Origin of the sequence: Microbacterium sp. Leaf351, from assembly GCF_001423825.1 — a bacterium.
Lineage (GTDB): Bacteria > Actinomycetota > Actinomycetes > Actinomycetales > Microbacteriaceae > Microbacterium > Microbacterium ginsengisoli.
Genome location: NZ_LMPK01000012.1, coordinates 40,499 through 41,980, shown reverse-complemented (window position 1 = coordinate 41,980; position 1,482 = coordinate 40,499). Strand labels below are relative to the sequence as shown.

Annotated in this window: 2 protein-coding genes; both read right to left on the bottom strand. The window is 70.9% G+C overall.

Annotated elements, in window-relative coordinates:
• Nucleotides 1-187: 187 nt before the first annotated feature.
• Nucleotides 188-1,090 carry a patatin-like phospholipase family protein gene (locus tag ASG00_RS05115; protein WP_056207378.1) on the bottom strand — a complete coding sequence of 301 codons (903 nt, stop codon included), beginning with the start codon at nucleotides 1,088-1,090 and terminating at the stop codon, nucleotides 188-190.
• Nucleotides 1,091-1,142: 52 nt separating this feature from the next.
• Nucleotides 1,143-1,481, bottom strand: coding sequence for an ArsR/SmtB family transcription factor (locus ASG00_RS05110; RefSeq protein ID WP_056207376.1), 339 nt, complete (start codon nucleotides 1,479-1,481; stop codon nucleotides 1,143-1,145).
• Nucleotide 1,482 lies beyond the last annotated feature (1 nt).

Genomic DNA, 1,482 nt, shown 5'->3' with positions numbered 1-1,482 from the left:
GTTCACCCCCAGCACGGGAGGATGATCGCGCGGGCGATCGGACGGCGGCGGCGGACGTCAAGTCTAAGTGGACTTCCTACTCTTATGTAGGGATCTGCCATTTCGCGCGGAATCCTGCTGACGAAACTGCTGCCAATTAGCGTGGAATCCCCGAGTTCTCCGCCACCTTGACCGGGAACCTACAGGGCTACCCCCAGAACGCCCGGAGCTCGTCGATGCGGCGTTCGACCGTCGCGAACCCCGATCGTGCGGCCGCAGGGCGGGAGGCGGCATCCATCGCATTCGCACCGAACAGGTGCTCGACGTCGGAGTCCGGCAGGAGCGTCTCGACGATGCTGCCGGACTCCCGCAGTTCGTCGACCTGGTGGGCGAGGCCCTGTCGCCATGCCGTCGGCGTACGCACTCGGCCGCCGAAGGGCGAGAGCACGAGCACGCGGTCATATCCGGCGGCGAGGTCGGCGTTCTCCGAGCTGCGCCGGTATCCGCCGTCGATGTAGCGACGGTCGCCGATGCGGTATGCGCGGCCGCTGGCGCAGCTGGCGGCGACGGCGTCGACGAGGGAGATTCCACTGTGCGGGTCGAAGACCACGGGTTCGCCGCTGTCAGCGTCGACCGCCGTCACGCGCAGCTCGCGATCGGGCCAGGACGCGTCTCCCACTCGCTCCCTCACGGTGGCGCGCCACGCGTCGCGCCAGTCGGCCGGCCCGGTGACGTCGAGCTCGATCGCGGCGAGTCCGAGGCGGCGTCGCAGGTCGGTCGGATCGGCCGCCTCCGCGATCAGGCGCGCCGTGCGATCCAGTTGCGCTGACACCGCTCCGGGCGGCCGTCGAGCGGGAGGCGACGGCGCCCGATTCGTCGGGAGGGGCGCGAGGGCGCGCGCGAAGAGCTCGGCGGCGGAGGCGGCGCACAGCTGCGCCGCGACAGTGGCGCCCGCCGAGGTGCCGATCGTGAGGTGCGCCGACGTCACATCGACCCGGTGCGCTGCCAGCGCGTGCACGACGCCGATCGACCACGCGTTGCCCGTCGACCCACCCCCACCGAACACGACTGCGCGCGTGGAGGGGCGAGTGCCGGGGCTGGGGGAGGTCACCCGCTCAGTATCCCTTCCGCGGCGGGTCGATCCGAGCTCGATGAGGCGTTCGCTAGACCCGAGCCTCGGGCGCGACCCGCGCGGCACCGAGCACGGCGTCGAGCACACCGGGGAAGAGCGCGTTGAGGTCGTCGTCGCGCAGGGTGAGCCGGCGACCACGGCCCTGCGGGTCGTTGCGGATGACACCGGCTTCGCGCAGCACCTTCATGAGGTGCGACTTCGTCGACTTCGGGATCGTCGGGTCGCTGAGATGGCAGGCGGCCATGTCGAGCGGTCCATCGACGAGCTGGCGGGCGATGTCGAGCCGGTCAGGGTCGCTGAGGGCGAAGAGCACGCCGGTCAGAGTGATCTCGGAGCGATCAGGGTGCGGGAGGTCCGCGGAGCCGGTCATG

Coding starts and splice junctions, on each gene's coding strand:
- ASG00_RS05110 (WP_056207376.1), bottom strand. CDS start 1,481: ATGACCGGCTCCGCGGACCTCCCGCACCCTGATCGCTCCGAGATCACT.